The following is a 24,879-nucleotide window of genomic DNA, read 5'->3' on the forward strand; positions in this document are numbered from 1 at the left end:
ATGAAGCTATCCTATTTCATCCTTAACGCTGGACACCATTCATGTCAGGATTTGCCTTCTCCCACCAATTTTCAAAGCGCTGGCTCGCCACCCCTACCCCTGTCAAACACGCCATTATTCAAGAACTCGATGATATCGTTACCTTACTTTATCCCGATACCGACCTTGATGAATATGAGTTTAGCGTGCCTAATCTGCATGATAAAGTCGAAGAATTACTGGCTATCGAGCGTGACCACCAAGAAAAATTACAAGCGCAACTACGTGAGCGAGAGCTTGAAGAGCAACGCCTAGAACAAGAAAGATTGGAACAACACAGACTGGAACAAGAACGCTTAGAAAACAAACGCCTAGAAACCGAGCGCTTGGAAAAAGAGCGCCTTGAGCAACAACGACTGGAAGCTGAGCGCTTAAAACAAGAAAGGCATGAAGCAGAACATCTTGAACAACAGCGCCTTGAACAAGCACAGTTAACACAAGAAAACGAGCAAGAACGCCAAGCGCAAGATGACGCAGCCATTGCGCTACTGGAGCAAGAACGCGCCATTGCCAAACAAGCGCATCTAGCAAAACAGGCAAACCCTGCAAAACTAGCGACGCAACTATCAACTGGCTCAATTGAGGGTGCAAATCACCAGCTAGATGAACAAGCGCAGTCCAAGGATACCGCAACTAGCGATGTCACGATTGAGCGCCATCGCAGTGAGATGGTCTATGCCATTGATCACACTGATACCGCTGATAACACTGATAAAATTGCTGAGCCGTTAGCTGATGACCCAACAGCGGCCTTGATGACCCATGAAACGCGCGTTACTGACCCACTTGTTGATATTGACAACCCATCTATCGCCACCACGCCCGCTATTGAACAAATCAAACAAGATATCGTCAAACAGCTGCAAGGCTATATCGACAACTATTTGCTCGAATCAATGACGCTGATGAATGAGGATTTGAATCAATGGCTCAAAACCGAAGTGGAAAAACAGCTGACTGTTCGTTTATCACAAAGCCATTAAACAGGCACTTGACTAAAGATATCGTTAGATAACTCATAATGATGACGGGCTTTGATACATTGCTCGTCACCGACTTGTACCGATTGGCAGGTGCTTGAACGTTTATCATAGATTTGGCAAGCCACCGAGTTACCAACTTCGCCCGCTAATGCAATACATCTGACCGGCTTTGTTTCGGTACCTTTCATACAGCTATAAAAATCATTGACTTTGACCGTCATATCCTCGGGGATACCGAGTGTCTCGCCTTCTGCCCAATAAAAAGACACCCGATAGTTAGCGCAACATGCGCCACAGTGCATGCAGATATCGCTATCCGCCGCTGCGCTTGATTTAAAAAAAATTTCTGCCATTGTTACAATGCCATGTCATTATCATTGTTAACTACCCATTTCAGCCAAAACGGCTAAAAATTTAATATCAGCCATGCAACACTTTATAAATGGTATTGGCCATTACCTTACCAATGCCATTTACTTGCCCAATTTCATCTTGTGATGCGCCAAGCAGCTGCTGCAAGCCGCCAAAATGATTGAGCAACTCTCGGCGGCGTTTTTCGCCAAGCCCAGGGATGGCTTCTAGCACCGAGCTTGAGCGGCGTTTATCGCGTTTTTTGCGGTGTGCGGTAATGGCAAAGCGGTGCGCTTCATCACGGATATGCATAATCAAATGCAGTGCTTTGCTATCAGCCGGCAAATCGAGTGGCTCACGGTCAATAAAATGCAGTACCTCAAGCCCAGCCTTGCGACCTTCGCCTTTTGCCACCCCGACGAGCAAGGTTTGGGTTAAAATCCCCAGCTCGCTCAGTACATCTTTTGCCATATTAAGCTGCCCCTTACCGCCATCAATCAGCAATAAATCTGGCAGCGGCTGTTTGCTATAGCGGCGGTTTAATACTTGCTTCATGGCGGCATAGTCGTCACCGCCCGTGATGCCATGAATGGCATATTGGCGATAGTCGCGTTTGCGTAGCCCGCCTTGGTCAGCGACCACACAGCTTGCGATGGTGGCTTCACCCATGGTATGGGAGATATCAAAACATTCGATACGATCGAGCGATTTGCCTTGCAGCGCCTCTTTTAATACCGCATTGAGCGCGTTAAAGCGAGATTTAACTTCCAAATAATCGCCCAATTTGGTTTGCAGGGCGTTGTTGGCATTCATTTGGGCAAGGGTGAGCCATTCGCTCCGCTGCTCACGAACTTTGGTTTTTATCGTCACCTTTTTGCCAAAGGTTTCAGTTAAGGCTTCTGTCATCGCGGTTTGGTCGGGCAACTCATGGCTTATAATCAGCTCTTCGGGCAAATCATCACTGACTTGAAAATAAAACGAGCTGACAAACTCAGACAAGTTATCCGCTATGTCGTTTTCACTATCCACATCAGGAAAATAATTGTTGCCACCCAAAACCTGCCCATTACGCACATTCATGACATGCACACAGGTAATGCCCGCTTGACTGGCGATGGCGATGATATCGGCTTCACCTTTGACCGTATATACCGCTTGTTTGGCTTGTACTTCGCGTAGCATCGAGAGTTGGTCGCGATACAAGGCGGCTTGCTCAAAGTTCATGTCTTCAGCCGCCTGCTCCATTTTACCCACCAATTTGACTTGCAAATCCGTGCCTTCCCCTTTTAAAAATCGAATGGTGTTGTTGACGTCATCGGCATACTCTTCGGGCGATACCAGCCCGACACACGGCGCTTTACAGCGTTTGATTTGGTACTCTAGGCAAGGTCGCTGACGCTGGGCAAAAAATGCATTGGTGCATTGGCGTACCATGAACATTTTTTGCATCATTAATAAGGTCTGTTTGGCGGCATGTGCCGAAGGAAAAGGTCCAAAAAATCTGCCTTTTTGGTGTTGCCCTTTGCCGCGCCCATAGGCAAGTCTTGGATAAGGTTTATCCGCTGAGATAAACACGTACAGATAGGATTTATCATCACGCAGTAGCACATTGTAGGGCGGTCGATGCAGCTTGATGAGGTTTTGCTCAAGCAGCAGCGCTTCGGTCTCAGAGCGGGTTATGATGGTTTCGATGTTGTCGATACGTTGCACCAGCGCCCGCGTTTTGGGGTGGTCGATGGTTTTGGCAAAGTAGCTGTTGACGCGGCTTTTGAGCGATTTGGCTTTGCCCACATAGATGATGTCGCCATTTTTGCCCAGCATTTTGTACACGCCTGGCAAGTTGGGCAGGCGCTTAATCAAGTGATCCAATCGCGCTTTGCGGTCGGCAGTCGCTGCAGCAATTTCAATGGTTGCAGGGTCGATGGCTGGATTCACGCTGCTTTTTCTTTCTTTGGGCATTTGATTTAGTTTACTTTTATATGGTTTTGCTACTATATTTAGTTGTTTTCATTGATTTTCAATCTATATTATAAAATAGTAGCTGAATGTAGAATTCACTGTACTTATAAGAATAACATTTTAAGTAACCCTTTCTACTATAGTTCAACTCACTATTAGTCAATTGCAAAACCCATTAAACAAAAGTCTGTTATAAAACACTCTCTATCTTCGCCTTCTAATTGATTCATTAGATGTCTTAAGTTAAATGGGATACTCTGTGTGATATCAGATTTCAATAATTTCGATACATAAGCATCCTGAAATAAATTTTCGGCTAGAACGAAAATACAAAAATTAATAAGTAATCTTTGTGCTTTCGAATAATTAGATTCAAAATCATATATTAGATAATCAAGAGAGCTTCTTGAAATTTGGTCATTATTCGCATTTTGAATCAAATGTATGTATAAACTATCCAAAATCTCTAGTCTAGTTTCTTCATAACTTAAAGGCATTTGATTTATACTCATATATCACTGTTTTGACTTTTAAGTAATTTCAATCTTAAACTACTAATCCGAACCCCCACTTTTGACACGAATAGTTTGTCCAGCCGGGCGTTTTTTGACCCAATTGATAAATTTTTGCATCTCGGTATGTTCTTTTAGCCGCTCAACCGTATGGTAGTAGCTGGATAATTCTTGGTTGCTAAACACTTCATGCACTTGTGCATGACAAGCAGGACACAGCATGGCGATGTCGTTTTTCATTTCATCACGGCTAAATTCGCGTTTGGTACGGGCTTTGTCGTGGCGGGATTTGGGAATCAGATGATGTTGGGTTAATTCAACTTCATCACGTCCACACAATTCACACGGTGGCGATGGCGCTTTTTCCGCCAAAATCGCCTCCCAGAATGCTGCATCTTCGTTATTTTTTGCTTTACCTTTTGCCATTATTTTGTCACGCTTTGCTATCAGTTGTATCCATCATACAATAGCATTGTTGCTTTGCCAATGACGTGTTGTACCATATCTTTTTTCATGTTAAAACGAGTCTGCCATGTTATCTAAGCTATCCAATTTATCTAAGCTATCTAGGTTATCCAAGCTATCTAAGCTAAGCCAAACCTTTCAATCTCAAGCCAAAGACTACCTTAATCCGTTTCATAACCCGAAGCTGTTAAAGCAGTTTTTTAACTTTTATCCGCCATATTTTGGGGCGGGTATTCGTGTTGACAGCCTTGATTTCGCCAACCACCATATTCGCGTACGTTTACTCTTAAACAAACTCAATCAAAACATCGTTGGCACCCAGTTTGGGGGCAGTTTGTATTCGATGACTGACCCATTTTTGATGATTTTGTTGATGCAAGCGTTGGGCAATGCGTACGTGGTATGGGATAAGTCGGCGAGCATTGATTTTGTTAAAGCGGGCAAAAGCGATGTGTTTGCAGATTTTCACCTGGATGACACCGAAATCGATACCATAAAAGCCTTGGCAAAGGATGGTAAAGCGGTGTTCCGCAACTATGAGGTACAGGTGGTTGACGACCAAAATGCGGTGGTCGCCACTGTCACCAAAACCCTGTACATTCGGTTACGAGCCTATAGTAAATCAAAAAACCAAACGGTCAGAATTTAGCGGAAGGGCGTTAGTCTTTGACTGCTAAGGTAATGGTATAAGTTTTACCTTGCTTGATTTTATCCGAATTACCAAACACTTCGGTAAATGAGCGTTTCATAAAGTCCCGCAAGCCGTTGATGGTTACCACATAGAACCGTGCGCCACTTTCCATCGCATTGTAGGCATCGAGCAAATACAGATAATGCTGTTCTTTACTGGCTTTGGCAGGTAAGTTACTCATCACTAGGCTAAATTTTTTGTCTTTTTCAACATCCCGAAAGCCATTGGATAGCTGAACTTGGGCATTATTTAAATGGTTTTTTTGGCAGTTAAGTTTGGCATATTCTACCGCCACAAAGTCTTTGTCGATGAGCAAGTGCTGTCCGTTTGGGCATTCACGGGCGGCAGTCATCCCCAGTACGCCATAGCCACAGCCTAGGTCGATTGAGTGGTCTTCGTCTTTGAACTCGATATAGTCAAGCAGCATAAGGCTACCCTCGTCGAGTTTTTCGGGCGAGAAAATTCCCCAAGTGCTGGTAAAGTGGAACGGCTTGCCGAGTACATCTTGGGTAAATTGGATGTCATCTCGCCAATGTTTTGATTTTTCTAACAGGTCGGTGGGGATTTTGTGCATTTTTAGTCCTTATAATTACGGGCAAACGGCAAATAGATTGGTGTTTGGACAGTCTGGAATGCTGACGTTAGGTGAGTTTTTAAATTCAGCTTCATTGAGTAATCCACCGCCACCCAAATGAATCTCATCACCTTCTTTATAATCTTTACCAAGATAAGTTAGGGTTTTAGTCGCTTCATTCCAACTTGCACTATCCTCAGAGAAAATAGGTTGAATGTCGGTATTTCCACCTGTCCCAACTACCAAGCATTTCCCCTTTACCCTTAGTTTCCCATGAAGGGCGGCAACGGGGCAAGTTGCTACCGTAATAGTGTTACTATCCTTATTGTTAGGTAATACTTCCTTCGCTGGTTCTTTTTTTGCTGAATGACTAATGGCTAGTCTTGAAATAGAAATTTTGTCTTGAGGTGTAGCTTGTGATTTCACAACTAAAGCGTTATCAGCTCTTTGTGTCGATGTATTTTGCTGACAACCAAACAAGCCAAAAACCATCGTTAAACCAACCATTTTTAACTTTGAAAACATTTTAAAATCCTTTTAAATCACCTTACTAAAGCGATTGCCTTCTTTACTCGCCAAATAAGTATCAAAAACCATTGCCACATTACGTCCCAAAAGTCGCCCTTTTGGTAGCACCCGAATCCCTTTGGCATCCATATCAACGAGTTTATCCGCTTGCATCTCCCCCAGTTGGCGGATTTCATCAATAAAATAGGTCATCGGGTCAATACTAAAGCGCGCATTCACATCTTTAAAATCAATATAATCATGGCATAGCAGATTCATAATCACATAACGGCGCAGCAAGTCAGGCAAGCGCGCAGAAATCACCTTCACCGCAGGCAATTTTCCCGCATTGATGAGATTTTGATAATCGCTTAAATCCGTTGGATTTTGCAAAATATGCAGACCGATTTGGCTAATCGACGACACCCCAAAACCCAATAAATCACAATTGCCATGCGTGGTATACCCTTGAAAATTGCGGTGCAATTTGCCCTCACGTTGCGCAATCGCCAGCTCATCATCAGGCTTGGCAAAGTGGTCAATGCCGATATATTGATAGCCTGCGTCAGTCAGTGCGTGGATGGTATTACCGAGCATGGTCAATTTGTCGGCAGGGCTTGGCAAATCGGCTTCATTGATTTGACGCTGACCTTTAAATCGCTCTGGCAAATGCGCATAGTTAAAAACAGACAGACGGTCTGGCGAGATAGCGATGATGCGCTCAACCGTATTGCGCATGCTATCCACCGTTTGGTGCGGCAACCCATAAATCAAGTCAATATTGATAGAATGAAACCCAAGGCGGCGAGCTTCCGTCATCACGCCTCGAATCATTTCTTCTGACTGCACGCGATTGACGGCAATTTGCACTTTTTCTTGCAAATCCTGCACACCAAAACTCACCCGATTAAACCCAAGTCCACGCAATATCTCAAGCGTGGTCGGGCGCAATTCTCGCGGGTCAATTTCAATCGAATAATCAGCGGTAGGTTTATCGCTAAAAGTAAATTGGGTTTGCAAAAAGTTCCACAATTTGACCAGCTCATCATCGGTCAAAAAGGTCGGTGTGCCGCCGCCAAAATGTACTTGTTCGACGATAGGGTCCCCTTGCATCAAGCTGCGTTTATGCCGAATTTCGGCAAAAAGATACGCTAAATAGTCGCCTGAATCACTGTTTTTCTTGGTGATGATTTTATTGCAGCCGCAGTAATAGCAGAGGTGGCGGCAAAACGGGATATGAAAATACAAAGACACTGGCACCCGTGGGTCTTTTTCTGCCAAAACGCGGGCTTCCATGCCGTCAGTAATCGGGGTAAATTCTAGCGCGGTTGGGTACGAGGTATAACGGGGACCTGAGCGGTTGTATTTATTGATGATAGCTTCATTAAACAAATGGGTTTGGGTCGTGTAGCTACGATTGGCATTGGCATACGGATTTTCGATGATTTCGACAGGACGATCAAAGGTGGGCAGTTCGCTGTCAGATAAAGGGCGAGTTTGGTCTGTCATAATAGTCTCGTATAGCGTGTAGCGTAAAATTCTCGGAATATTGGTTGTGATTATAACATAGTCATCCTAGATAGCCGATGATGAGAAAGCAGATGAATTATGCTATGATTTAGCCGTTTTTTATCAAAAATTGTCTAGTTGCTGCCATAAAAAAACTGCCTGCTGTATGTCAAGGTAGCCGCCAATTGGTTGGAAAAGGATATTAAAAATGTCGTTTGCTCAAGTATATACACGCTCGGTGGTGGGTTTAAACGCGCCAAGCGTGATGGTTGAAGTACATTTATCGCAAGGATTGCCCGCAGTCACCATGGTCGGCTTACCCGAGGCAGCGGTACGGGAGAGTAAAGATAGGGTGCGCTCTGCCATTATCAACTCGGGTTTTCAATTTCCCAATCGCAGATTAACTATCAACCTTGCGCCCGCCGATTTACCCAAAGATGGCGCACGGCTTGATTTACCCATTGCTATAGGCATCTTGGCAGCGAGTGGTCAAATTGATGAAACCGTGCTTGCGCAGTACGAGTTTATTGGCGAATTGGCGCTCAATGGCGATTTACGAGCCATTGCTGGGGCGTTGGCAGTATCACGCGCGCTCAAAGCAGACCAGCGCACCTTGATTGTTCCCAAAGACAATGCCGATGAAGCGGTCAAAGTCGATGGCGTGAAGGTGTTGCAAGCCGATACCCTCAAAGCTGTGTGCCAACACTTGATGAATGAGCAACAACTCAGCCAAGCCGAGCATAAGGCATCTTACCAATCAGCCAATTATCAGCTAGATTTAGCCGATGTCAAAGGACAACACCAAGCCAGACGTGCGCTAGAGATTGCGGCAGCAGGCGGGCATTCGCTACTATTTTGTGGCTCACCTGGGACAGGCAAAACCTTGATGGCATCTCGCCTACCCACCATTTTGCCACCGCTCAACGACCATGAAGCGCTCGAAGTTGCTAGTATTTACTCGATTGCCAACAGTGATTATGACTATGGCACACGCCCTTTTCGCCAAGTCCATCATACTACCTCAGCGGTGGCGCTCGTGGGGGGTGGCTCGTCGCCCAAACCCGGTGAAATCACGCTCGCCAATCGGGGGGTGTTATTTTTGGATGAGATTCCAGAGTTTGATCGCAAGGTGCTTGAGGTACTCAGACAGCCTATCGAGAACAAAGAAATTGTCATCAGCCGTGCCAACTCTCAAGTACGCTTTCCCGCCAATTTTCAGCTGGTAGCAGCGATGAATCCCTGCCCCTGTGGCTACTATGGGGATAAATCAGGTCGCTGCCAGTGCCGACCCGAGCAAATCAAACGCTATCAAGAAAAGCTATCAGGACCTTTGCTGGACCGTATTGATTTGCATATTATCGTGCCTGCCCTGCCTGCCAGTGATTTGCAGTCAGCACAGAGGGGTGAGTCTTCTGCGGCAGTGCGTGAGCGGGTGATACAAGCCTATCAGCGCCAGCAAGCCAGACAGGGCAAAGCCAATAATGAACTCTCCCCCAGTGAACTTGACCAATTTGCGCCGCTTGGCGATGCAGAAAGTCGTATTTTGGCAATGGCACAAAGTCGGCTGAATCTGTCCGCTCGCGGCTATCATCGCGTCCTTCGCGTCGCCCGCACGATTGCGGATTTGGCAGGCAGTGACAATATTCAGACACCGCATCTGACAGAGGCATTAAGTTATCGTAGTCAATTAACGAATGCCTAAGTTTCGTGCTAACTCACCATACAACCAGCCTATAAAAACGGATGCTCGCGAAAAAATGTGGGCGGTAGGTTATCGTATTGGGTATCGTTGACGTATTTGGCTTCAAACTGTTTTTTCAGCGCTTTATAATCCGCATTGGCGCGGCATTCATCCCATTTTTGCTTAAAAATTTGCGCAGATTGGGTTTTGATTTGTGCGGATTCAAGCTGCTGTGATTGCTGTGGCAACTGCTCACGCCCATGCGCGCCACTTTGTCCTTTTTTAGCGTCAGGGACAGCGCCGTCATATTTTTTGCCCCCTTTGTGATTGGCATAACGACGCGAGCGCGTATAACCCATTTGGATAAATTTACGCGCCATATCAGCACCGACAAAATCCCCTTGAGCAAGGTAGTCCAAAAACATCGCATAGATGGTATCACTGCTCGCGCGCGCAAGTTCCGGCGTAGCAAATCGCCAATGCGGCAAAATCTCGGATTTATACGGCTCTACCAATAATACCCCTTGCTCACCGCGCCCCACCCGATACAACGCTGGATGCTCGCGAAAATTCAGCGTGTCAAAGTTGAGATGATAGTTAAATTCGTGCATGACTCAAAAACTCGGTCAGCGTGGCAAAGTCATCAAAGGTATGGGTCGGATGATAGTCACGAATATCTTGCCCATAGTTATAGCCGTATGATAATCCTAAGGTATCCATGCCCGCGTTTTGCCCTGCCAAAATATCGTTTTTGGAATCACCAATCATATAGCTTTGAGCGATGCTAAAGCCCAGTTTGTCACAGACGTGAAATAGTGGCATCGGGTCAGGTTTTTTGGCAGGCAAGCTATCGCCACCCAAAATATAAGCAAAAAGAGCTTGCCAACCCAATTTTTCGACAATCGCCGGAACAAAATCAATGGGTTTATTGGTGGCAATTGCGAGGGTATAGCCTTGCTCTTTAAGCTCACGCAACCCTTCGCTCACCCCTGCGTAGGGCTGGGTTCTGACACAGGTGTTTTGATGGTAGTAGTCAAAAAAGAGGGCAAGCGCCTGATTGGTATCGTTTTCAGTGAGATTGGGGTCAATGGTTTGTGAGCCTGATAAGGCACGTTGCACCAGTACTTTGCCACCATTGCCGACCCAGTTGCGGATGACATCTTCGCTAAAGTTGGCTTTGCCAAGCGTGGTTAGCATCGCATTGACGGCGTCTGCCAAATCTGGCACGCTATCAATCAACGTACCGTCCAAGTCAAAAATAAGTAATGATTTTTGGGTGATATTTTCCAAAGCAGATGTGGGGGTTGGGGTGTTAAGTGATTCGCTAGACATGGTGTTTCCTATCATTTGTCACCAAAGTTGATAGGCTACAGTGTAGCAGAATCACCTAAAAATACCATGCAACCGTCCATTAAAATAACCTAACCCTGACAACCAATTCCGGCTAAGAGCAGGTTTGACTAAAAACGTTAGTTTTCGCCATTACTCGGTTGATAATCTAGTGAGGCATCAGCGATTTCATTGCTAGCTTCGGGATTCAGCGCGCTGTCCTTTTTGGCGCCCAGTTTTTGATAACGCACATCTTCACCGGTAATACAAAAAATCAATTGCTCAGAGATATTACGCGCATGCGCACCAATACGCTCTATCGAACGTAGCACCCATAAAATATCAATGACTTTTGCTACATAGCGACCATCTTCCATGATGTATGTCATCATCGCGCGTGACGCAGATTTGTACATTGCATCAATTTCACTATCCTGCTCTATCACTTGGTAAGCACCTGTTGCATCAAACTTGGCAAAGGCTTCTAGCGCATTTTTTAGCATCATCTGCACAAAATTACCCATTTGATGCGCTTCATGATACCCAATCGGTGATTGACCTTCACGGGTGGCACGGCGCGCCATCTTGGCGATTTTTTTGGCTTCATCACCAATACGCTCAATGTCAGCACTGCATTTGCTCACTGCCATGATTAGGCGTAAGTCGGTAGCAGCAGGTTGACGACGTGCCAATACTTTGACCACCGAATCATCAAGCTGCTGCTCAGTAAAGTTGATTTCTTTGTCACCATCAATGACATCTTCGGCAAGCGCCACATCACTTTTTACCAAAGATTCAATTGCTTTGGTGAGATTGGCTTCTGCCATGCCACCCATTTTTAAAAATAAATTGACCAAGTTTTGTAAATCTTGGTCATAACTTTTTGATAAATGCTCACCAATTAAATTCATATTTCCCTTCCTAACTCATGGATTGTGACTCATGGACTGTGCAAAATTGTGATTAAAAAAGACGTTAAAGAAAAGCTAACTATAACTAAAAATTACGACAAAATGATGAAAAATAGCGCGCCTATTCGCTGATATTGCATCATATAAACCGAGCAAAAAACCTAACAAACATTTCAATGTCATCAAACTTTAACATAACCGTAATAGATTTGACATTTTGTTACATTAACATGGCAACAATTTTTCAGCTTTGGGTGATTTAAAACGCGACATATTGGTTGGCGACTCCCAAGCTAAGTTACCATCTTCCCTGACAATCATCTCATTTGTCCATCAAGGAATCATTATGAAACTATCACATTTAATCGTCAGTGTGGCATTCGCTGCTGTAGGCGTACAAGCCAATGCTGTCAACATCACAGGCGCTGGTGCAACCTTCCCACAACCTGTTTACTCAAAATGGGCAAGCGACTACCAAAAAGCAACGGGTAATCAAGTAAACTACCAAGGTATCGGCTCTTCAGGCGGTATCAAACAAATCCAAGCAAAAACGGTTGATTTTGGTGCCACTGATGCGCCCATGAGCCCAGCAGAGCTAAATGCCAGCGGCTTAATCCAATTCCCCGCAGTCATTGGCGGTATCGTACCTGTGGTAAACATCGCTGGCGTCAAACCCGGTCAATTAAAACTATCGGGCACCGTCCTTGCTGACATCTATATGGGCAAAATCACTACTTGGAACGATGCACGTATCCAAGCATTAAACCCAGGCGTTGCCCTACCTGCCGCTAAGATTACAACTGTTAATCGCTCAGACGGTTCAGGTACCACTTTCGTATTTACCAACTACCTAAGCCAAGTATCAAGCGATTGGAAAGCAAAAGTAGGCGCAGACAAAACCGTTAAATGGCCCAATGCTGCAGCAAGCGTGGGTGGTAAAGGTAACGAAGGCGTATCAAGTAATGTACAACGTGTTGCCAACTCCATCGGTTATGTTGAATATGCTTACGCAAAACAAAACCGTTTAGCGTATACCCAACTTCAAAACCGCGCCGGTAAATTTGTACTACCAGACGATTCAACGTTTGCCGCAGCGTCAAACATTAACTGGGCACAATACCCTGGTTTTGCAGTGACCATCACTAACATGCCAGCAGCCAACGCATGGCCAATCTCTGCAGCGACGTTCATCCTCGTACCTCGTACGGGCGGTGCAAAAGCCAAAGAAGTGCTTAAATTCTTTGACTGGGCATTTACTAATGGCGATGCACAAGCAACCGCACTCGACTACGTTCCCCTACCTGCCGCTACTAAAGCTGCGGTTCGTAAAGAATGGACGAAAGTTAAATAGTCATTTGCGTCAGCTTGCTACGCAAATTAACCCTGCCGATTGGCGGGGTTTTTCAGCTCAAAATTTTGCCAAAAAAGAGCATTATATCAGCTGATTATCTAGCACTTTGACCGTCTCATCGGTCAGATTGCCCGCAGCTTTTTGTAGGTCAATGTAGGCATTTAAATAATCAAAATACGCATTAATCAAATCGCGTTTGGCAGCGTGATATTGACGCTCTGCCAGTAGTGTATCTACCATCGAGCGCACCCCCAAATCATAGCCTGTTTTTGACGCTTGGGCGACGCGGCGATTGGCTTCCACGGCAGTTTGCTGGGCTTTAATTGTGGCACGCTGTGCGACCAAATTTAGATAGGCTTGGCTAGTCTGAGTCATCGCGGCTTGGTACACATAGGCGAGGCGACTTTTTGCCGCTTGCGCTTGTAGATTGCCTTGCTCAACGCCTGCACGTGTCCGCCCACCGGTATAAAACGGAAAATCCACTTCTACTCCAAAGCTATAATTGGTGCCATCAATAGCGCTTTGGTTATTATGGGTATAATCTTGCCAACCCACATTGCCTACCAAATCGACACGGGGGTAGATATTGGCTTTGAGATAATCGACTTGTTTGTTAGCAATCGCCACTTGGGTTTGTGCTAACTGAATATCGAGATTATTATTTTGTGACTGCTGCATCCAGTTTTCGATACTTTGACTTGCCACAAGATTCAAATCAGGTGGTAATTTGATAGCGTCTAGCTGATTGATTGGTTGACCGGTGAGCAGTGATAACTGCTGTTTGGCATTTACGATTGCCACGTCATTGTTGGCGATAGAGGCGCTGACGCTTTCAAGCCTTGCACGGCTCTCTTCGGTATCTACCCGCGCCGCTACCCCTTGCGCGAGTCTCGCTTGCATCATGTCATTTTGTGCTTTGAGTGCGGCGAACTCGGCATTGAGGCTATCTGTCATCGCTTCAGCGCGCAATACATTGAGATAGGCTTTGCTGATTTGCTCGATGAGTTGTTGGTGCTGCTGTAATAGCTGGATGTCATTGGCTTGACTGGCGAGCACGGCTTTTTCATAGTTTGCCCATTTATCAGCACGAAACAAGGCTTGGCGCAGTCCGATACCAATTTGGCTTACGCTATTGCCCGTGTCTGGGATGTTATCATCTTTGGGATAAAACTGGTTATGTTTGACACTGCCTTGTAGTCCCACTTGCGGCAGCATATCGCCAAACGCTAGCTGCACATTTTTTTGCGTTGCCAAATAGTCATATTGTTGCCCTGCCCAATTGCCATTGGTGCGCTGGGCTGCACTATACAATTCCCACAAATCCTTTGCCATCGCGGCTGGACTGAGGGACATCGACCCTATCAATGACACTGCTATCGCCCCTAACCGCCATCGGGCGCCAGTCGCTTTACGATTCCACAAACCGATACATTCCATATCAATAATTACAACATTTTCAACAACCAAGGAGCCTCTATCATACCGATAGTTGTCAAAAAAATCAGTAATTTAGTTGAGTAAATCATCGTCACAAAATGGCTAAAAATCTATTAGGTAAACCTGTGAGTTTTTGTTAATATGGAGGTATTGACTCGGGGTGCAGTTGGATGACATACCAACGGCTGAGACATACCCGCCGAACCTGACACGGTTAATACCGTTGTAGGGAAGTCGTCTATTAGGTTAGTTAGATGAGTGTTTTACTAGAACCAGTTTTTTCTAGAATCAGTTTTTTTAGAAACAGTCACACTCACCTATCTTCGCCCGAGTCCAGCAAACCATAATTTCATAACATAACATGGACTCGCTATGAACCAACTTACCAACGTTACCCACAAAACCCCTGCCCACCGTGACCCTACCGACGACCGCTTTGAAGAAGAAGCGCGTGATTTGACGCGCGCCTTACCGGCATCTCGCAAAGTCTATATCCAAGGCTCACGCCCCGACATCCAAGTACCGATGCGGGAAATCACCCTGACCGATACCCCGGTGGGCGGTTTTGGCAAGGCAGAAGGCGAAAAAAACCCACCGTTTTATGTGTATGACACCTCAGGGGTGTATACCGACCCCAATGTCGAAATTGACTTGACTAAAGGCTTACCAAAACTGCGTCAAGCTTGGATAGAAGCGCGCGGCGACACTGAGCAGCTTGCCAAACTCTCAAGCCAATACGGCAATGAACGTGCCAATGACATCGCCACGGCTAACCTGCGCTTTGGGCATATCGACAAGCCAAGACGGGCGATCAATGGCAAAAACGTCACCCAAATGCACTACGCCAAACAAGGCATCATCACCCCAGAGATGGAATACATCGCCATCCGTGAAACCCAAAAACAGCATGACCTGACAGATTTGCGTCAGCACGCTGGTAACAACTTTGGTGCCAATACCCCCAAAATTATCACCCCAGAATTTGTGCGTGCCGAAGTCGCCGCAGGACGGGCGATTATTCCCAATAACATCAACCACCCCGAATCAGAACCGATGATTATTGGGCGCAATTTTTTGGTCAAAATCAATGCCAATATAGGTAATTCAGCCCTGGGCTCCAGCATTGATGAAGAAGTTGCCAAAATGACCTGGGCTACCCGTTGGGGCGCGGACACCATCATGGACTTATCTACCGGTAAGCATATCCATGAAACCCGTGAATGGATTATCCGTAACTCCCCCGTGCCCATCGGTACCGTACCGATTTATCAAGCCCTAGAAAAAGTGGATGGCGTTGCCGAAGATTTGACATGGGACATCTTTAAAGACACCTTGATTGAACAAGCCGAGCAAGGTGTTGATTACTTCACCATTCACGCGGGCGTACTGCTGCGCTACGTACCTGTGACCGCCAATCGTTTGACAGGCATTGTCAGCCGCGGCGGCTCAATTATGGCGCAGTGGTGTCTTGCCCATCACAAAGAGAATTTTCTTTATACCCACTTTGAAGAAATTTGCGAGATTATGAAAGCCTACGATGTGGCTTTTAGTCTGGGTGATGGTTTACGCCCCGGTTGCCTACAAGACGCCAACGATGATGCGCAGTTTGGTGAGCTCAAAACCTTGGGCGAGCTGACCCAAGTGGCATGGCAGCATGACGTACAGGTCATGATTGAAGGTCCAGGGCACGTTGCCATGAACCGTATCAAAGAAAACATGGACTTACAGCTTGAAGTCTGTAAGGAAGCGCCTTTTTACACCCTTGGACCTTTGACGACGGATATCGCGCCAGGCTATGACCATATCACATCTGCCATTGGTGCGGCGATGATTGGTTGGTATGGTACGGCCATGCTGTGTTATGTGACGCCAAAAGAGCATTTAGGTCTGCCGAACAAAAAGGATGTCAAAGACGGTATCATCACTTACAAAATCGCAGCGCACGCGGCAGATTTGGCAAAAGGACATCCAGGTGCCCAAGCGCGGGATAACGCCTTGTCAAAAGCGCGTTTTGAGTTTCGCTGGGATGACCAGTTTAATCTCAGCCTAGACCCAGACACGGCACGTGAATTTCATGATGAAACCTTGCCAAAAGAGGCACATAAATCAGCGCATTTTTGCTCGATGTGTGGTCCAAAATTCTGCTCAATGAAAATCACCCAAAACGTGCGGGATTATGCAGCAGGGCTTGAGTTTAATAAACCACAGCTTGGGCAAGACATTACCCCTGATACAGGCGAGTTATCGGATGCCAGCCACGCTATCAAGCAGGTGGATACTGAATTGGTCGGGCAAGTCGGTGAAGCGTCTGCCGATGAAGTCCGCCTAGGTATGGAGCAGATGAAGCAAAAATTTATTGAAGAAGGCAAGCAGTTGTATAAAGAAGTTTAAGTCTTAATACTTTTATGCGATAATGTCAAGCTGATATTATCGCATAAAATTTACAAAAAAATTATTAAGGTTTAATATGGACTTCGAGGTTAAGGTACAGAACTTAGGCAAGATTAGTGATTCTACAATCTTTGTAAAGCCTCTCACCATTATCACTGGTAGTAATGCAAGTGGTAAAAGCTTTTTTACTAAAACACTGTATTCTATTATTAATATTCTCAATCAAAATCTTTTTAAACCAACTGTACTAAAAGATTTAAGAATGTTAGATAGCCTTCTAGATTTTTTAGAAAGTGAAATTCCTTACAAAGGTAAAAGGGACACTAATGAAATTAATGATTTGAGAATTATATCAAATTCCCTTCAAGATAATATTTTTGAATTATCTGACTTTGAATTGGAGGGTTTTTTTAGCTCATCAAAAGAACTTAGTAAAAAAATCAAAGATTTTCAGAATAAAATTAGTATTATCGAAAAAAGATTAAATGAGTCAGCACGAAAATCTTCAGAAACAGTTTCAAAGATTTTAGATACTTTGAAATTCAGAGCTGAACGTATTAATGAAATGATTTTGGGAAGTGAGAATGCCTACACTGATTTTATCAAAGAGAGTATTGATAAAGACTTGAACTTAAACTTCCAAATTTCAAATTCCTCGGAATTAATTTCCTTTGATAAATCTTTTGCAAAAGTTCAAATCAGCAATTTTTTAACTTATACACTTTTTGATGATAAAACTGAATTAGAACTGAATTTCAAAAGTAAATTAATGAAAGATGTATTTTCATTAAGTCAAGTTGTTTTCTTTGAGTCTCCAGCTTATTGGCGTGTGAGAGAGGCATTAATTGATAGAAAAAGAGGGCAAAGAATTACTTATCCTTTTAGTAATAGAGTCCTAAGTGGTGTTCCTGAGTATTTTTATGAACTCGATACTCTTCTGAATAATGAATATACTGAACCAACTGAAAAGCATTTTCCAGATTTAATTAAAAAGCTTGAAGATACTTTGAAAGGTAAATTCAAATTTAATGATGGGAAAGTTAGCTTTATTGATAATAATTCATCAAGAACAATCACAAAAAATTTAATTTCTTTTGGTATGACTAATTTAGGCATGATTCATGCCTTGCTTGAAAAAGGTATCATCACTAAGGGTTCATTTGTATTTATAGATGAACCTGAGTCTAATTTGCATCCTGAATGGCAAGTAATCTTAGCAGATGTTTTAATTAGCCTTGCAGAAAATGGTGTATATGTTATTACTACAACTCACAGTGCTGATATGTTAAAAGCATTTGATATCATTACCAAGGAAAGAAAATTAGAAAATAATTTTTTATCAATATCATATTTCCAAGATAATGGGTCTTTATTGAACATGGAAGAGTCTGATTTGAGCAGCATTGAACAAGCTCGTATGAAATTATTAGAACCATATGAAGACTTATTATTTAGAGGTTATGCGTTGTGATTGACCTTGAAATCGTTAAAGAGCCAATTTGCCATGCTTTAGGTAAGAATGAAGTACAACCTGAATCATCAATATATCAAGCATATAAAATTGATAGTGGGAAAAAGATTGGGTCTAATATTACAGTAAATGAAGGTCTATGCTCTTTAGTTGGATTCTCTCCTAGCGATTTTAAGCAAGCTGATTATTTTTTATTAGATGAAATAAATAATAATGCGCAAATTATAGAATTAAGTGATTTATCATCCGACTATAAAGATTGTATGAAAGCTACTAAAGACTTCGATAATGAAGATTTAACCTATGTTCAAATGATATTAAAAAATAAGGACAAAGCAAAAGATTTTGTTCATACAAAAATATGGAGTGAAGTAATATCCGAATTTAAGAATAAGTGGTTTGGTTCCATAGCGATTATCGAAAGATATTGTAGAAAAATTAATTTTAGCAATGATTTAAGTTACTCTTTTTTGATAGTATTGAAAAACAGCCAAGATCCTTACGAATTAGAAATAATTAGCAGAAAACTAAAAGGTATGGTGAGACACCAAATAAAAGTTGTTAATACTAAAAATTTAGACAAATCTCTTCTAATTAAAATTAACTAAGGATAATAAGTTTCATTTATTATCCTTAAATTTAATTCATAACTTGAAAATATCAATTATCCTTAAGGATAATAAATTACTCCTTTAACCCAAGCACATCTTGCATATCAAACTGTCCTGTTTGCTGCTCATTGACCCACACCGCAGCACGCACCGCCCCTGCGGCAAAGGTCATGCGCTCACGGGCTTTATGGGTGATTTCAACTATCTCGCCATCGGCGATAAACATCACGGTATGGTCGCCGACAATCTCGCCACCGCGAATGGCATGGATACCAATCTCGCCTGCTTTGCGTGCGCCCGTTTGACCTTCGCGACCATAAATCGCCACGTCTTTTAGGTTTTGACCGCGTCCTTTGGCAACCGCTTCAGCCATCATATAAGCGGTGCCCGATGGCGCATCAATTTTGTGTTTATGGTGGGCTTCGATGACTTCGACGTCGGCGCTGTCACCAAATGCTTTGGCAGCCATTTCAAGCAGTTTAAGGGTTAAATTCACCCCAGTTGAGTAGTTGCCCGCATACACGATGGCGATTTTTTCACTTGCCTGTTTTAAGATAGCGTTTTGTTCATCATTTAGGCCTGTTGTCCCAATGACCATATTGACGCCTTTGTCAGCACAAAGTTGTAAGTTTTTGGCAGTCGACTCAGGCAAGCTAAAATCTATGAGCACATCAATATCATGAATGACCCCTGCCAAGTCATCGACCAAAGCGACATTAGTTTTGTCAAGATTAACTAGCTCGCCCGCATCCACGCCCAACAAGCTTGAGCCTTGACGCTCTATCGCGCCTGCAAGGGTAGTTTGTGGGTTTTGTGCCACCGCTTGAATCAGCATACGTCCCATGCGCCCACCTGCGCCTATGACCCCAATTTTTACCATTTGCTTATCCTTTATCTAGCCCAATTACCTAGTGTAACTTTCTAATTTGATTTTCTAGCCTGATTTTCTTGCATAAATTTCTAAATTCAAATCATAACAGCTTGTCTCGCTGAATCCTAGCGTAACTCAACACTGCTTTATGCCAAAAAAACCCTTGCAATCATTACAAGGGCTTAATGTTTCACGTGAAACTTCTATCAGGCCAATAAAATTTAGTCAAACAAGTCTTTGACATCTTCTTTGAGTTTATCAAAGAAGGATTTTTTCTGGGGTGATTGCTGATGATCACCCATGGATGATTGTAGCTGACGAAGTAGCTTTTTTTGTTCGTTGTTAAGGTTGGTCGGTGTCTCCACCACCACACGGCACAACAAGTCACCTTTCATCGTCGTGCGCACGGGGGTAACGCCTTTGCCTTTGATACGGAATACTTTGTGGCTTTGGGTGCCTTCGGGAATGCGTAAATTGATACGTCCTTCAAGCGTTGGTACTTCCACCTCACGGCCTAAGGCTGCATCCGCAAAGCTGATTGGCACATCCATATATAAGTCAGCGCCTTCACGAGTAAAAATAGGGTGCTGTGCCACACGGATTTCAACATACAAGTCACCGCTTTCACCGCCGGTAATCGCTTCACCTTCCCCCGTTAAACGTACCCGATCGCCATTGTCGATACCGGCAGGAATGGTAACTTCAAGGGTGCGTGATTTTTCTTTAACACCCGAGCCATGACAGTCATTGCAAGGATTTTTGATTTGTTTACCTGAGCCGCCACAGTTGGGGCAGGTTTGTTGCACAGCAAAAAAGCCTTGCTGCATACGTACCACACCCGCACCACCACAAGTTGCACAGGTCACGATATCGCTGCTGTCTTTGGCGCCCTTACCATCACAAGTTTCACAAGGGGCAGGTGCGGTAAAGGTAATTTCTTTTTTTGTCCCTTGCACCGCTTCTTCAAGTGTCAAATCGAGCATATAGCGTAAATCTGAGCCGCGTCTGCTACGTCCACCCCCTGTGCGACCCCCAAAAATGTCGCCAAAAATGTCTTGGAAGCCGCCCGTGCTGCCACCACGACGACCGCCGCCCATGCCGCCAAAAATATCGCCAAAAATATCTTGGAAGTTTCCACCGCCAAAGCCGCCACCGCCCATGCCATTCTCAAACGCGGCATGCCCCATACGGTCATACGCTGAGCGTTTGTCGTCATCACTTAGCACTTCGTACGCCATCGAGGCTTCTTTGAATTTTTCTTCGGCGGCAGGGTCATCAGGATTACGGTCTGGATGATATTTCATCGCAAGTTTGCGGTAGGCTATTTTGATTTCTTGTTCATTAGCGGTTTTATCTACCCCTAATACTTCATAAAAATCGCGTTTTGACATAGTAACTCCTTTGGCAGCATAGTGTTGACAGTACGGAAGAGTGGGTTCGACCAGTAGCAACGTTTAACAGCTGCCAAACCTTTGAAAGACTAAAATTTAAAAATATGCAATATAGTGGCGATTTTTGTTAAATAATCAAGCAAATAATCGGCTATCAGCGCAAAAATATTTTCCTTTTTTTGCAAGAAAAATACGCAATAGCCTAGCCCGTTGTTTTAAACTAATTAGCAAACTCTAACTCTAATAGTCATTTATGAAAAAAGTATTATCTTTGCTAATCATCCTGGCACTGATTGTCGTCGCATGGGTATTTGCCTCCCCTTATTGGGCAGTGTACCAACTAAAAAAAGCCTATGATGCACAACAAGCAGACACCATCAGTGCAGCAATTGAATTTACGCAACTGCAGCAAAGTGTCAAATCACAGCTAAGCCCTGTATTAATAGAAAAAGCCAATCATGTGGCAAAATCCCCTATTTTGCAGATGCTCAATATCGAATTAAACCCTAATGACCTAGTGAATAAAATGGTTAATCAAGCCGTGGATAATACCGTCACGCCAGAGGGCGTACAGTATGCGCTGACAGGACAAGCGACCAGCGAGCCGCTCAAAACAAATGTCAAACTGCTAGGAGGCTTGGTGGCAGTAGCGATGGATAAGATTGATATCAAAGACTTGATTTTGGCGCGCAATTCAGCTGAGCTTAACCAAAAAATCAAACAACAACTGCAATCGCCTAATCCCAATGCTCCCACAGCAACGTCACAAACCCGACCGACCACACACTATTGTGGTGTTAACTGTTTTGAAGTCAGCGGACAGCTGCGTGGCTACCCCTTAACGCTCCGCTTGCAGCGCCAAGGGCTTATTCATTGGAAAATTGTGGGTGTGACGCTGCCGTTAAATGCTTAAAACTGATCAATTTCTTCAGCGGTCAAAAACCGGCTTTCACCTTTTTCTAATCCTGCTAAGGTAATGTTACCGATGCGGGCACGGTGTAGCTCAATGACTTTATTGCCAAAATAGCCCATCATGCGTTTGACTTGGTGGTATTTGCCTTCCGTGAGTACCAGCTTGGCATGGGTAGCATCAGAAAAACTTAACTCAGCGGGTTTGGTTTTATCATACTCGTCTTCAAGCATGATGCCTTTTGCCAATTCTTTAATCGCAAATGCCTGTTGTGCTTCAGTCATTGGGTCGGCAAGTGTCAACTCATACACCTTTGCCACATGATGTTTGGGGCTGGTGACGCGGTGCAAAAAGCCACCATCATCACTGAGTAGTAGCGCACCTGTGGTGTCGACATCGAGTCGCCCTGCAATCCGCAAACTACCTAGCTGTGGTACATCAATCAAGTCTGTAACAATCGGCCATTCTTTTGGCTTTAGGGTGCATTCAAAGCCTTCTGGCTTATATAACAGTAAGTAGCGATTGCCCATCGCGACCGATAATGGCTCACCCGCCCATTCGATATCGTCACCCACTTCATCGATGTGTAGGCTTGAATCTTTGACCACCTCGCCATTGACAGTGACTTCGCCTGCGTGCAAGATTTTTTTGCAGTCTTTACGCGATAGCTCGGTGGCTTTGCTTAAAAATTTGTCTAAACGCATTTTTTTGTTATCCTAGTGCTTGTTTTGTTTATTGTAACATAGATTAACCATGTCCTATTACACGCTTAGCGACCCATGTACTGCCACACTTGAGATTAAAAAAAGCCAATTTTTGGGCTTTGGGTTTGCCATTGATAGCCGCGAGCAATTAATGTTTCACGTGGAACATTTATGCAACCAGTATCCCGATGCACGCCATGTCTGCTATGGCTATATCATTGGCGACCCACACAACACCACCTCGGCAGGCTTTGATGACGATGATGAGCCCAGTGGTACGGCAGGCAAGCCGATTTTAAACGTGTTACAACACAAGGGCATTGGTAACTGTGTGGTCATTGTGGTGCGTTACTTTGGCGGTATCAAACTTGGTGCAGGTGGGCTGACACGTGCCTATAGCAGCACCGCGCAAGCAGTGGTTGATAACATGAATTTGCACGCGTTTGTGCCGTTAAGCGTGATACTGATTGAAACCGATTTTGCCAATGAGTCCTTTGTCCGTCATGTGTTGAATGAGCTTAATGCCACGATTTTGGCAGTGGATTATGGCACAGATGTAGTATTAACAGTGGAAATAGCTAAGCAATCTATCACAGATTTAAATGAAAAAATCGGGTTTTATGGAGCCATTAAAAATGAATAAGGATAATGTAAAAATTAGAAAGGCTAAGATTTCAGATACTCAAATATTATCACAACTCGTTCTATCATTATCTCACTACTATTTAGCAGATAAAACTAACCAATTACCCAACTGGCTTGTAGATAGCTTTACAGAAAAACAATTTTTGGCAAGAATAAATAGTCCAGAATACGTCCATTTCGTTGCTGAAGTTAATAATAGAATCATTGGGTTTATTGTAATAAAGCAACCAAATCATCTTTATCATCTGTTCGTTCACGAATGCTATCATGGGCAAGGGATTGGCAGACAGTTATGGCAATATGCTTATCATAAATTACAACTTGATAGTCAAAAAAATATTATTGTTAGGGCCTCTCTCTACGCAGTGCCAATTTACGAAAGATTTGGTTTTATACGAGCTGATAATATTCTTGAGAAAGATGGTCTAAAATTTTTGCCCATGCAAAAAAATCAAAATAGCTAACATTTTCCACTTTATTGCTAGGGCAAAAGCAGTAAAATAAAGCAAATAAAAATTTCTAGGTAACTTATGACGACCATACACCAACTTGCTTTGCTCCCCTTTCGCACCCCGTTTTTCTTAGCCAACCCCCACGTTCAAACCATTTTACCCAAGTTTATCAAACTGCCAAAACCCAATTATCAGCGTCACCTTCACCCTGACCGTACCGGCACCACCCAAGTGGCTTATGACTTTGTCTTTGCCAATACCGATAATCAGCCAAACCTTAATAAGCCATTGGCGGTGATGTTTCATGGGCTTGAAGGCAGCAGTGATAGCCATTATGCCATTGCCTTTGCCCACCAAGCGCACCGATTGGGGTATGATGCGGTTATCGTCCATTTTCGCGGCTGCGGTGGGGTGGATAATACCTCAGAATTGGACTATAACGCGGGTGATACTGCCGAAGCGGTGCATATGTTTAAGCTGCTAAAAACTCAGTACGGTTATAGCCGAATTGTAGCCAGCGGGGTGTCGCTCGGCGCCAATATGCTGGCGCGTTATATGGGTGAGCAAGGCGATGCAGCTGCCTGTGAAGCAGCGGTGGTGATTTCTGCGCCCGTCGATTTGACGACCTCGGCAAAAGCCATGCATCGTTTTGTCGCCAAACGGGTGTATACGCCTTATTTGCTCAATCCTTTATTGCAAAAAGCCTTCAAAAAGGTGGACGAGCCAGCATTAGTTAACGCATTAAAAAATATCAAGATGATTGATGAGTTTGATGAGTTATATACCGCGCCGCGCCATGGTTTTGGTACGGGGGCGAATTATTACATCCAAGCCTCTGCCCTACCTGTACTCAAAAACATCACTAAACCCACGCTGATTATCACTGCCAAAGACGACCCATTTTTGGGCATTCTTGCCACCCAAGACGATGTGTCACCTTGTGTGCGCTTACTGTATAGCCAGCATGGGGGACATGTGGGCTTTGTGCAATTACAAAACAAAAAACTCAATGTGAATTGGCTGCCTAGCACCAGCTTTAAATTTTTTCAGGCTTGTACTGACTGATTGCTATGGCTTCAATAAAAAACGCCATCACAATGACGGCGCTTTTTATTGATTAAAGTTAATGAGGGG

25 protein-coding genes and 1 riboswitch are annotated in these 24,879 nt (G+C 44.1%); of the genes, 11 read left to right on the top strand and 14 right to left on the bottom strand.

All coding sequences use genetic code 11. The annotated features are described in order from the left end of the window. Positions 1-41: 41 nt before the first annotated feature. The gene (locus tag RTP55_RS06140; protein WP_312384953.1) at positions 42-1,022 is read left to right on the top strand and encodes a hypothetical protein; all 981 of its coding nucleotides are present in this window, start codon (positions 42-44) and stop codon (positions 1,020-1,022) included. Here the strand turns inward: RTP55_RS06140 and RTP55_RS06145 are convergent. The 4 genes from RTP55_RS06145 to RTP55_RS06160 all read right to left on the bottom strand — a co-directional run bounded on the left by RTP55_RS06145 (position 1,019) and on the right by RTP55_RS06160 (position 4,270). Further along, positions 1,019-1,375, bottom strand: a complete 357-nt coding sequence (locus tag RTP55_RS06145) for a YkgJ family cysteine cluster protein (protein ID WP_312384955.1) — start codon at positions 1,373-1,375, stop codon at positions 1,019-1,021. The genes RTP55_RS06140 and RTP55_RS06145 overlap by 4 nt on opposite strands. Positions 1,376-1,442: 67 nt before the next feature. After that, on the bottom strand, positions 1,443-3,281 hold the full coding sequence (gene uvrC / locus RTP55_RS06150) for an excinuclease ABC subunit UvrC (RefSeq protein ID WP_172460513.1): 1,839 nt from the start codon (positions 3,279-3,281) through the stop codon (positions 1,443-1,445). Between the two features lie 206 nt (positions 3,282-3,487). Further along, entirely contained in the window at positions 3,488-3,844 is a 357-nt protein-coding gene (locus RTP55_RS06155; protein WP_040403802.1) for a hypothetical protein, read from the bottom strand. A 42-nt stretch (positions 3,845-3,886) separates the two neighbouring features. Then, positions 3,887-4,270: an HNH endonuclease gene (locus tag RTP55_RS06160; RefSeq protein WP_145988447.1), complete on the bottom strand. Its 384-nt coding sequence runs from the start codon at positions 4,268-4,270 to the stop codon at positions 3,887-3,889. Between the two features lie 106 nt (positions 4,271-4,376). Here RTP55_RS06160 and RTP55_RS06165 point away from each other — a divergent pair, with 106 nt between their 5' ends. Beyond that, complete coding sequence (locus RTP55_RS06165; RefSeq protein WP_312384957.1) at positions 4,377-4,958, top strand: DUF4442 domain-containing protein; 582 nt, start codon at positions 4,377-4,379, stop codon at positions 4,956-4,958. Positions 4,959-4,968: 10 nt separating this feature from the next. Here RTP55_RS06165 and RTP55_RS06170 read toward each other — a convergent pair whose 3' ends face one another. From RTP55_RS06170 to hemN, 3 genes are read right to left on the bottom strand one after another with little or no spacing between them, the layout of a single operon-like run. Continuing rightward, positions 4,969-5,574, bottom strand: a complete 606-nt coding sequence (locus RTP55_RS06170; RefSeq protein ID WP_312116029.1) for a class I SAM-dependent methyltransferase — start codon at positions 5,572-5,574, stop codon at positions 4,969-4,971. 15 nt (positions 5,575-5,589) lie between these two features. Next, positions 5,590-6,099 (bottom strand): hypothetical protein, encoded by a 510-nt coding sequence (locus tag RTP55_RS06175; RefSeq protein ID WP_312116031.1) that lies wholly within the window; start codon positions 6,097-6,099, stop codon positions 5,590-5,592. A 12-nt stretch (positions 6,100-6,111) separates the two neighbouring features. Continuing rightward, complete coding sequence (gene hemN / locus RTP55_RS06180; protein WP_065253919.1) at positions 6,112-7,590, bottom strand: oxygen-independent coproporphyrinogen III oxidase; 1,479 nt, start codon at positions 7,588-7,590, stop codon at positions 6,112-6,114. A gap of 208 nt (positions 7,591-7,798) precedes the next feature. Here hemN and RTP55_RS06185 point away from each other — a divergent pair, with 208 nt between their 5' ends. After that, positions 7,799-9,292: a YifB family Mg chelatase-like AAA ATPase gene (locus tag RTP55_RS06185; protein WP_312384959.1), complete on the top strand. Its 1,494-nt coding sequence runs from the start codon at positions 7,799-7,801 to the stop codon at positions 9,290-9,292. Between the two features lie 29 nt (positions 9,293-9,321). Here the strand turns inward: RTP55_RS06185 and RTP55_RS06190 are convergent, their stop codons facing one another. From RTP55_RS06190 to phoU, 3 genes are all read right to left on the bottom strand, one after another. Beyond that, the gene (locus tag RTP55_RS06190) at positions 9,322-9,882 is read right to left on the bottom strand and encodes a DUF4385 domain-containing protein (RefSeq protein ID WP_312384961.1); all 561 of its coding nucleotides are present in this window, start codon (positions 9,880-9,882) and stop codon (positions 9,322-9,324) included. Continuing rightward, positions 9,869-10,603 carry a phosphoglycolate phosphatase gene (locus tag RTP55_RS06195; protein ID WP_312384963.1) on the bottom strand — a complete coding sequence of 245 codons (735 nt, stop codon included), beginning with the start codon at positions 10,601-10,603 and terminating at the stop codon, positions 9,869-9,871. The genes RTP55_RS06190 and RTP55_RS06195 overlap by 14 nt, the downstream gene beginning before the upstream one ends. A 137-nt stretch (positions 10,604-10,740) precedes the next feature. After that, complete coding sequence (gene phoU, locus RTP55_RS06200) at positions 10,741-11,511, bottom strand: phosphate signaling complex protein PhoU (protein ID WP_076775614.1); 771 nt, start codon at positions 11,509-11,511, stop codon at positions 10,741-10,743. Between the two features lie 346 nt (positions 11,512-11,857). Here phoU and pstS point away from each other — a divergent pair, with 346 nt between their 5' ends. Continuing rightward, entirely contained in the window at positions 11,858-12,862 is a 1,005-nt protein-coding gene (pstS, locus tag RTP55_RS06205) for a phosphate ABC transporter substrate-binding protein PstS (RefSeq protein WP_312384965.1), read from the top strand. Positions 12,863-12,943: 81 nt separating this feature from the next. On the opposite strand, the gene RTP55_RS06210 is transcribed toward pstS, so the two are convergent. Continuing rightward, complete coding sequence (locus RTP55_RS06210; RefSeq protein WP_312384968.1) at positions 12,944-14,329, bottom strand: TolC family protein; 1,386 nt, start codon at positions 14,327-14,329, stop codon at positions 12,944-12,946. Positions 14,330-14,445: 116 nt separating this feature from the next. Further along, a riboswitch (TPP riboswitch) is annotated at positions 14,446-14,548 on the top strand. 123 nt (positions 14,549-14,671) lie between these two features. Between RTP55_RS06210 and thiC the strand changes: the two genes are divergently transcribed. From thiC to RTP55_RS06225, 3 genes are all read left to right on the top strand, one after another. Beyond that, positions 14,672-16,690: a phosphomethylpyrimidine synthase ThiC gene (thiC, locus tag RTP55_RS06215; protein WP_312384971.1), complete on the top strand. Its 2,019-nt coding sequence runs from the start codon at positions 14,672-14,674 to the stop codon at positions 16,688-16,690. 76 nt (positions 16,691-16,766) lie between these two features. Continuing rightward, on the top strand, positions 16,767-18,161 hold the full coding sequence (locus RTP55_RS06220) for an AAA family ATPase (protein WP_036590294.1): 1,395 nt from the start codon (positions 16,767-16,769) through the stop codon (positions 18,159-18,161). Beyond that, on the top strand, positions 18,158-18,769 hold the full coding sequence (locus RTP55_RS06225; protein WP_095356265.1) for a hypothetical protein: 612 nt from the start codon (positions 18,158-18,160) through the stop codon (positions 18,767-18,769). Before RTP55_RS06220 ends, RTP55_RS06225 begins: the two co-directional genes overlap by 4 nt. Before the next feature lie 76 nt (positions 18,770-18,845). Here RTP55_RS06225 and dapB read toward each other — a convergent pair whose 3' ends face one another. Beyond that, positions 18,846-19,652, bottom strand: coding sequence for a 4-hydroxy-tetrahydrodipicolinate reductase (gene dapB / locus RTP55_RS06230; protein WP_312384979.1), 807 nt, complete (start codon positions 19,650-19,652; stop codon positions 18,846-18,848). A gap of 212 nt (positions 19,653-19,864) precedes the next feature. Further along, positions 19,865-21,034 (bottom strand): molecular chaperone DnaJ, encoded by a 1,170-nt coding sequence (dnaJ, locus tag RTP55_RS06235; protein ID WP_312384982.1) that lies wholly within the window; start codon positions 21,032-21,034, stop codon positions 19,865-19,867. Between the two features lie 253 nt (positions 21,035-21,287). Between dnaJ and RTP55_RS06240 the strand changes: the two genes are divergently transcribed. Further along, complete coding sequence (locus RTP55_RS06240) at positions 21,288-21,947, top strand: DUF2939 domain-containing protein (RefSeq protein WP_312384983.1); 660 nt, start codon at positions 21,288-21,290, stop codon at positions 21,945-21,947. On the opposite strand, the gene RTP55_RS06245 is transcribed toward RTP55_RS06240, so the two are convergent. Next, the gene (locus tag RTP55_RS06245; RefSeq protein ID WP_159676859.1) at positions 21,944-22,648 is read right to left on the bottom strand and encodes a pseudouridine synthase; all 705 of its coding nucleotides are present in this window, start codon (positions 22,646-22,648) and stop codon (positions 21,944-21,946) included. The two genes, RTP55_RS06240 and RTP55_RS06245, sit on opposite strands and share 4 nt — an antisense overlap. Positions 22,649-22,697: 49 nt before the next feature. Here RTP55_RS06245 and RTP55_RS06250 point away from each other — a divergent pair, with 49 nt between their 5' ends. The 3 genes from RTP55_RS06250 to RTP55_RS06260 all read left to right on the top strand — a co-directional run bounded on the left by RTP55_RS06250 (position 22,698) and on the right by RTP55_RS06260 (position 24,810). Beyond that, entirely contained in the window at positions 22,698-23,291 is a 594-nt protein-coding gene (locus RTP55_RS06250; protein WP_312384985.1) for an IMPACT family protein, read from the top strand. Then, a complete protein-coding gene (locus RTP55_RS06255) occupies positions 23,284-23,757 on the top strand; it encodes a GNAT family N-acetyltransferase (protein WP_312384986.1) in 474 nt (157 codons plus the stop codon). Before RTP55_RS06250 ends, RTP55_RS06255 begins: the two co-directional genes overlap by 8 nt. A 66-nt stretch (positions 23,758-23,823) precedes the next feature. After that, entirely contained in the window at positions 23,824-24,810 is a 987-nt protein-coding gene (locus RTP55_RS06260; RefSeq protein WP_312384987.1) for a YheT family hydrolase, read from the top strand. Positions 24,811-24,879 lie beyond the last annotated feature (69 nt).

It is taken from the genome of Moraxella sp. CTOTU47579 (assembly GCF_032004885.1).
Classification (GTDB): Bacteria; Pseudomonadota; Gammaproteobacteria; order Pseudomonadales; family Moraxellaceae; genus Faucicola; species Faucicola tetraodonis.